Annotated in this window: 7 protein-coding genes; 2 read left to right on the forward strand and 5 right to left on the reverse strand. The window is 71.7% G+C overall.

What is annotated here, in order from left to right:
* Together C667_RS18795 and C667_RS18800 are read left to right on the forward strand one after the other, a co-directional pair.
* Positions 1–958 (forward strand): SLC13 family permease (locus C667_RS18795; RefSeq protein ID WP_004376113.1); only part of this gene is annotated, 958 nt, incomplete at its 5' end.
* An 85-nt stretch (positions 959–1,043) separates the two neighbouring features.
* Positions 1,044–1,934: an ADP-polyphosphate phosphotransferase gene (locus C667_RS18800; protein ID WP_004376114.1), complete on the forward strand. Its 891-nt coding sequence runs from the start codon at positions 1,044–1,046 to the stop codon at positions 1,932–1,934.
* A 394-nt stretch (positions 1,935–2,328) separates the two neighbouring features.
* Here C667_RS18800 and C667_RS18805 read toward each other — a convergent pair whose 3' ends face one another.
* The 5 genes from C667_RS18805 to C667_RS18825 all read right to left on the reverse strand — a co-directional run.
* Entirely contained in the window at positions 2,329–3,078 is a 750-nt protein-coding gene (locus tag C667_RS18805; protein ID WP_004376116.1) for an MBL fold metallo-hydrolase, read from the reverse strand.
* 80 nt (positions 3,079–3,158) lie between these two features.
* On the reverse strand, positions 3,159–3,884 hold the full coding sequence (locus C667_RS18810; RefSeq protein WP_083881362.1) for an ABC-type transport auxiliary lipoprotein family protein: 726 nt from the start codon (positions 3,882–3,884) through the stop codon (positions 3,159–3,161).
* Positions 3,881–4,822 (reverse strand): MlaD family protein, encoded by a 942-nt coding sequence (locus C667_RS18815; protein WP_004376121.1) that lies wholly within the window; start codon positions 4,820–4,822, stop codon positions 3,881–3,883. Before C667_RS18815 ends, C667_RS18810 begins: the two co-directional genes overlap by 4 nt.
* Before the next feature lies 1 nt (position 4,823).
* A complete protein-coding gene (locus C667_RS18820) occupies positions 4,824–5,657 on the reverse strand; it encodes an ABC transporter ATP-binding protein (RefSeq protein WP_004376123.1) in 834 nt (277 codons plus the stop codon).
* A partial coding sequence (locus tag C667_RS18825; RefSeq protein ID WP_039922210.1) for an MlaE family ABC transporter permease occupies positions 5,654–6,676 on the reverse strand: 1,023 nt, incomplete at its 5' end. The genes C667_RS18825 and C667_RS18820, both read right to left, overlap by 4 nt.

The following is a 6,676-nucleotide window of genomic DNA, read 5'->3' on the forward strand; positions in this document are numbered from 1 at the left end:
AGCCGCGCCCGCCCCCGCGGACAGCGCGGCCGACGCAGCGCCCGAGGACACCGGCGCGCCGGCCGACGACGCCCCCGCCCGCAGCGAGCGCGGTGACGACCTCGTGCTGATGGAGCTGGTGGTGCGCCCCGAATCCGCGCTCGCCGGCCGCTCCGCGAGCGACCTCCTGCTGCGCTCGCGTTACGGCCTCAACCTGCTCGCGGTGTCGCGCGACGGCGCCCGTGCACGCGCCCGCCTGCGCACCCTCCGGCTGCGCCCCGGCGACCTGCTGCTGATGCAGGGCCCCTCGGACACGCTCGCCGAGTTCGCCGGCGACTTCGGCTGCGTGCCGCTGGCCGAGCGCGAGCTGCGCATCCCCGACCGCGGCAAGGCGATCACCGCCAGTCTGATCATGATCGCCGCGGTCGCGGTCGCCGCGCTCGGCCTGCTGCCCTCGGCGGTCGCCTTCGCCGCAGGCGTGCTCGCCTCGATGGCGCTGCGCACGGTGCCGCCACGCGCGGTGTACGAGGCGGTGGACTGGCCGGTGATCGTGCTCCTCGCCGCCCTGCTGCCGGTCGCCGGCGCGATGCAATCGACCGGCGCCGCCGACCTCGTCGCCCGCCTGCTGCTCGACACCCTCGCCCGCGGCGACGCGGTGATCGGCCTCGCCCTCATCCTGGTCACCACCATGGTGCTCACCGACCTGATGAACAACGCCGCCACCGCCGCGGTGATGGCGCCGATCGGCGTGGGCGCCGCCACCCAGCTCGGCGTCAGCCCCGACACCTTCCTGATGGCGGTGGCGATCGGCGCCTCGTGCGCCTTCCTGACCCCGATCGGCCACCAGAACAACACCCTGATCCTCGGCCCGGGCGGCTTCCGCTTCGGCGATTACTGGCGCATGGGCCTGCCGCTAGACCTGTTGGTGATCGCGGTGAGCCTTCCCCTGCTGCTCCTGTTCTGGCCGCTGAACGCTTGAACCGCATACATCCGGTACATGACCCCGGCAGCCAGGAGGCGGACAATGTGCTGAACACCGCCCCCCCAACCAAACGGAGCATCCGATGAGCAAGCACAAACCGATCGACATCGCCGAGTTCCGCGTCAAGGGCGGCAAGAAGATCGACCTCGCCGACTGGCCGACCCAGGTCCACGCCCTCTACGACTCGAAGAGCGACTACCAGGAGCGCCTCGACGCCGGCACCGAGCGCCTTTCCGAGCTGCAGGAGATGCTCTACGCCCACGACCGCTACTCGCTGCTGGTGATCTTCCAGGCCATGGACGCGGCCGGCAAGGACGGCGCCATCCGCCACGTCATGTCGGGCATCAACCCGCAGGGCTGCCAGGTGTTCAGCTTCAAGCACCCGAGCCCCACCGAGCTCGACCACGACTTCCTGTGGCGCACCCACGTCGCGCTGCCCGAACGCGGCCGCATCGGCATCTTCAACCGCTCGTACTACGAGGAGGTGCTCATCGTGCGCGTGCTCCCCGAGATCCTCCGCGGGCAGAAGCTGCCCGACGAGACCCTGGCCGCACGCGACTTCTGGGGCGACCGCTTCCAGTCCATCGTCGACGCCGAGGCCCACCTGCACCGCAACGGCACCCGCATCGTCAAGATCTTCCTGCACCTGTCCAAGGACGAGCAGCGCGACCGCCTGATCGCGCGCATCGACGAGGAGGACAAGAACTGGAAGTTCGACGAGGGCGACATCGAGCAGCGCAAGCACTGGGACAAGTACATGGCCGCCTACGCCGACTGCCTGCGCGCCACCAGCACGCCCGACTGCCCGTGGTACGTGGTGCCCGCCGACGACAAGAAGAACGCCCGCCTGATCGTGTCGCAGATCCTGGTCGACACCCTCGCCGGGCTCGACCTGCACTACCCCGAGACCACCGCCGCGCGCCGCGAGAAGCTGCTCGAGATCCGCCGCCAGCTCGAGTCCGGCGAGGTCTGACCCGCCCCCTTCGCGGCTGCCGCCGCTCCTACATGGCGCCGTGCCACCCGCCCGCGACGGCTCCTGTAGGAGCGCCGGCAGGCGCGATTGCCGCGTCGATCCCCCGCGCCCCCTTCACCCACCGCACCGCCCCTTCGCGGCTGCCGCCGCTCCTACATGGCGCCGTGCCACCCGCCCGCGACGGTTCCTGTAGGAGCGCCGGCAGGCGCGAATGCCGCGTCGATCCCCCGCGCCCCCGTCCCCCGTCGCACCGCCCCTTCGCGGCTGCCGCCGCTCCTACATTGCACCGGGCCGCGCCAACCTACTCCGAATCGCGACGATTTCCTGTAGGAGCGCCGGCAGGCGCGATTGCCGCGGCGGGGACGCCATGCGCGTCGCTTCACGCAAGCCGTCCTCAGCCCTGCAGGCTCTCGCCGATCTGCTTGCAATACTGCTGCAGGTCCTCGGGCACGCCGGCCGGACAGCGCCCGCAGGCGCGGTTGCCCGGCACGGCGTAGTCGATGAACTTCGGATACGCCAGTCCGAGCTCCGCCATCAGCCGCTCGAAGGCCTCCAGGCTCTGCTCGCCGCCCAGGCGCGGGTTGCGCGCCTTTTCCTGGGCGATCGAGGACACCCGGCGCGCCTTGTAGTCGTGGCCGGGATACACCAGGGTGTCGTCGGGCAGCGCAAAGAGCTTGCCGCGCACGCTGTGGTAGAGCGCGCGCGCGTCGCCGTTCTGGAAATCGGTGCGGCCGCAGCCCTCGATCAGCAGCGCGTCGCCGGTGAACACGCGCTCGCCCACCCGGTAGGCGTGGTGGCCGTCGGTGTGGCCCGGGGTGAAGAGCGGCTCTATGCGCAGCCCACCCACCTGCAGCGGCACGCCCTCCTCCACGCCGAGATCGGCGCACGCGAGCCCGTCGATCGCCGGATGCGCGACCTTGCTACCGGTCTCCTCGCGCAGCTTGCATGCGGCGGTGATGTGGTCGGCGTGGATGTGGGTGTCGAGCGTGTAGGCGAGCGTCAGCCCGAGCCGGCGCAGTTCTTCCAGGTCGCGCTGCCAGGCCGGCAGCACCGGGTCGATCAGCACCGCGCGGCCGCTGTCCGCGCAGCCCAGCAGATACGTGTAGGTGCTCGAGACGGGCTCGAAAAGCTGGCGAAAGATCATGCGGTCCTCCGGTTGCGCAGGCGAGCGCACAAGCCTATCCGCATGCGACCGCCGATGCCAGGGTCGTGGGGCGCCCCGCCTCAGCGAACCGCAGCGGCCTCGCGCACGGTCCAGTCCACCACCTCGGCCGACAGGCGGTCGGCGGCGGTGCCGAAGGCCTCGACCACGGCCGGGACGGCCGGGTCCGCGCTGGCCTGGCGCTGCTCGAAGCTACGGCTGGCGACGATGCGGCGGCTGGCGGTGTGCACCAGGCGCGCGTCGAGGCGCAGCACCGCCTCGGGACGGCCGCCGCGGTATTCGCTCTGGAAGGCGCGCAGGTCGCTGTCGAGCTCGAAATCCGCGTGCAGCTGGCGCTCGTCGCTGCTCAGCGCACCCACCCGGCCGTCGGCGCGGAAGGCGTCGAGCAGGCGGTTGCGCACCAGCACCGGCGCCGGGTCGCTCCAGCCCGCGCCCTTGTACACGCTGACGCGGCTGTCCTCGGGCACGACGACGATGCGCTGGCCGGACAGATGCACGCCCGCCGCCGGGCGCGCGATGCGCAGCGACCACGGCGCCGCCTGGGTGGCGGTTGCGGGCGTCGCGGCGATGGCCGGCAGCAGATAGACGTCGAGCGGCTCGGCCTTGGGCAGGATCGTGCACGCGGGCAGCAGCAGCGCAGCACCGAGCGCGGCCAACCCAGCCCATCGTCCGACGCGCGCGGCGACCGCACGCGCCACCCGGCTCACGGCGCGCGCAAGGCGCGCCCGGGGGGCACGGCACCCTGGCACATCACCCTGGATGGCCGGCACGGATTGCAGGGTTTTCATGGCGTGAACTCCTTGGTCGGTTCGAGGCCGAGCAGGTAGTCGGCGGGGCGGTCTTCGAGCTGGCGGGTGATCGCGCGTACCGAGCCGAGCGTGGAGCGCAACTCGGCCACCGCCGGGCCGATTTCGGCCAGCCCGCGCAGGCCGCCGTCGAGCGGCTCGCGGTTGTCGGCGATCAGCTTGTCGACCGCGCCCATCGCGCGCTCGAAGGTCTGCATCGCCGCGCGCGCGCTGTCCAGGGTCTGCGTGCCCTGGTTCTCGACCAGGCGGTTGGCGGTGCCGAGCACCCGGGTCGCCTCGGCGAGGGCGGCGTTGGCCGTCCGGCTCGCCTGGGTGATCTCGCGCAGCGCCGCGCTCACGTCCTCGCGCTGGGCAACGAGCGCGGCCGTGGTCTGCTCGAGGTTGTCGAGCGTACGGCCGATGGCGCCGACGTTGTCCGCCGACAGCAGCGCGCGCGCCTGCACCAGCAGCTCGTTGCCGTTGGTGATCGCATCCTCGCCGTCGGCGAGCAGGCGGCTGAACGGCGAGGGCGCGGCCACGATGCGTGCCACCTCACCCTCGGGCGCCACCAGGCGCTGGCTGGCGGGGTCGTTGCCGCTGGTGAGGCGGATCATCGTCAGCCCGGTGATGCCGGCCGGCACCAGCCGCGCCTGGGTGTCGGTGCGCACCGGCGCGGTGCTGTCGACACGCACGCGGGCGATCACCCGGCGCGCGTCGTCCGGGTCCAGGCTCAGGCTGACCACGTCGCCGATCTTGATGCCGTTGAACTCCACCGTGCCGCCCTTCGAGAGGCCGGACACCGCCTCCTGGAACACGATGTCGTAGGTCTCGAACTGGCGGTCGGCGTCGCTCTTGCCGAGCCACAGCGCAAAGGCCAGCGCGGCGCCGACCACGAGGACGGTGAAGAGGCCGATCAGCACGTGATGGGCGCGGGTTTCCATGTCAGTTTCTCTCCGTTGCTGCGGGCACGGCCTGCGCGGCGGCCACCGCGGTGGCGGCGGCGCGGCCGCGCGGGCCGTGGAAGTATTCGCGGATCCAGGCGTCGTCGGTGGCGGCGACTTCGTCCAGGCCGGCGTTGACCAGCACCCTCTTCTGCGCCAGCACGGCGACGCGGTCGGTGATGGTGTAGATGGTGTCGAGGTCGTGGGTGACGATGAACACCGTGAGCCCGAGCGCGTCGCGCAGGGTCAGGATGAGCTGGTCGAAGGCCGCGGCGCCGATCGGGTCGAGGCCGGCGGTGGGTTCGTCGAGGAAGAGGATGTCGGGGTCGAGCGCGAGCGCGCGCGCCAGCGCCGCGCGCTTGACCATGCCGCCCGAGAGGTCCGACGGAAACTTGTCGCCGGCGATCGCGGGCAGCCCGGCGAGCGCGATCTTGAGCGCCGCCAGCTCCGCCGCCTCGCGCCGCGACATCCCGGCGTGCTCGATCAGCGGCAGCGCCACGTTCTCGGCCACGGTCAGCGACGAGAACAGCGCGCCCTTCTGGAACAGCACGCCGAAGCGGCGCTCCACCTGCTTGCGGCGCGCGTCGGGCAGGCTCAGCAGGTCTTCGCCAAAGACGTGCACCCGCCCCTCGCGCGGCCGATTCAGCCCGACGATGGTGCGCAGCAGCACCGACTTGCCGGTGCCCGAGCCGCCCACCACGCTGAGGATCTCGCCGCGGCGCACGTCGAGATCGAGCCCGTCGTGCACCACCTGGGCGCCGAACTGGTTGCGCACGCCGCGCACCTCGACGATGTTCTCCAGGCCCTGCCCTGCCGTCACCCCCCGCGCGCTCACCAGCCCATCTCCATGCAGAACAGCGCCGCGATCGCATCCACCACGATCACCACGAAGATCGACTGCACCACCGCGGACGTGGTGTGCTCGCCCACCGACTGCGCACTACCCTGCACCCGGAAGCCCTCGAGGCAGCCGATCACCGCGATCAGGAAGGCGAAGATCGGCGCCTTCGCCATGCCGACCCAGAAGTGAATCAGCCCCACGTTGTCCTGGATGCGCGACAGGAACAGCACCGGCGAGATGTCGAGCGTGGTCGCCGACACCAGCATGCCGCCGACGATGCCCGCGATCATCGCCACGAAGGTCAGGATGGGCAGCGCGATCAGCAGCGCATACACGCGCGGCAGCACCAGCAGCTCGATCGGATCGAGGCCGAGCACGCGGATCGCGTCGATCTCCTCGTTGGCACGCATCGAGCCGATCTGCGCGGTGAAGGAGCTCGCGGTGCGGCCGGCGACGATGATCGCGGTGAGCAGCACGCCGAACTCGCGCAGGAAGGAGTAGGCCACCAGGTCGACCGTGAAGATGCTGGCGCCGAAGTTCTGCAGCACCGTGGCGCCGAGGAAGGCGACCACCGCGCCGACGAGGAAGGTCAGCAGCGCGATGATCGGCACCGCGTCGAGGCCGGTGCGCTCGAGGTTGGCGACCAGTGCGGTCATGCGCCAGCGCCGCGGCTGCACGCTCACGCGCAGCGCCGTCTCCAGGATCAGGCCGATGAAGCCGGTCAGCGAAGTCACGTGGCGCCAGAACACCAGCATGGTGTGGCCGATGTGGGCGAGCACGTCGCCAAGCGCGTAGCCCTCGTCCCCGATGGGGCGCTCCTCGCGGCCCTCGATCGCGTCGGCCACCGCCTTCAGCAGCGCGCGCCGCTCGCGGCTGAGTGCCCCCTCGTCGGCCAGCAGGGCGGCGACGCGCTCACCGCCGAGCAGGCCGTGCAGCAGGCGCGCCCCCGCGGTGTCGAGCGTGCCGAGCTCGGCGAGCTCGACCCGCGTCGCGGCGTCGAGCCGGCCGCGCAG

The organism is Thauera phenylacetica B4P, from assembly GCF_000310225.1.
Taxonomy (GTDB): Bacteria; Pseudomonadota; Gammaproteobacteria; order Burkholderiales; family Rhodocyclaceae; genus Thauera; species Thauera phenylacetica.

Bases quoted from the DNA above. Each gene is read 5' to 3' on its own strand.
- C667_RS18805 (WP_004376116.1), bottom strand. From the start codon at position 3,078: ATGATCTTTCGCCAGCTTTTCGAGCCCGTCTCGAGCACCTACACGTAT.
- C667_RS18800 (WP_004376114.1), top strand. From the start codon at position 1,044: ATGAGCAAGCACAAACCGATCGACATCGCCGAGTTCCGCGTCAAGGGC.
- C667_RS18815 (WP_004376121.1), bottom strand. From the start codon at position 4,822: ATGGAAACCCGCGCCCATCACGTGCTGATCGGCCTCTTCACCGTCCTC.
- C667_RS18810 (WP_083881362.1), bottom strand. From the start codon at position 3,884: ATGAAAACCCTGCAATCCGTGCCGGCCATCCAGGGTGATGTGCCAGGG.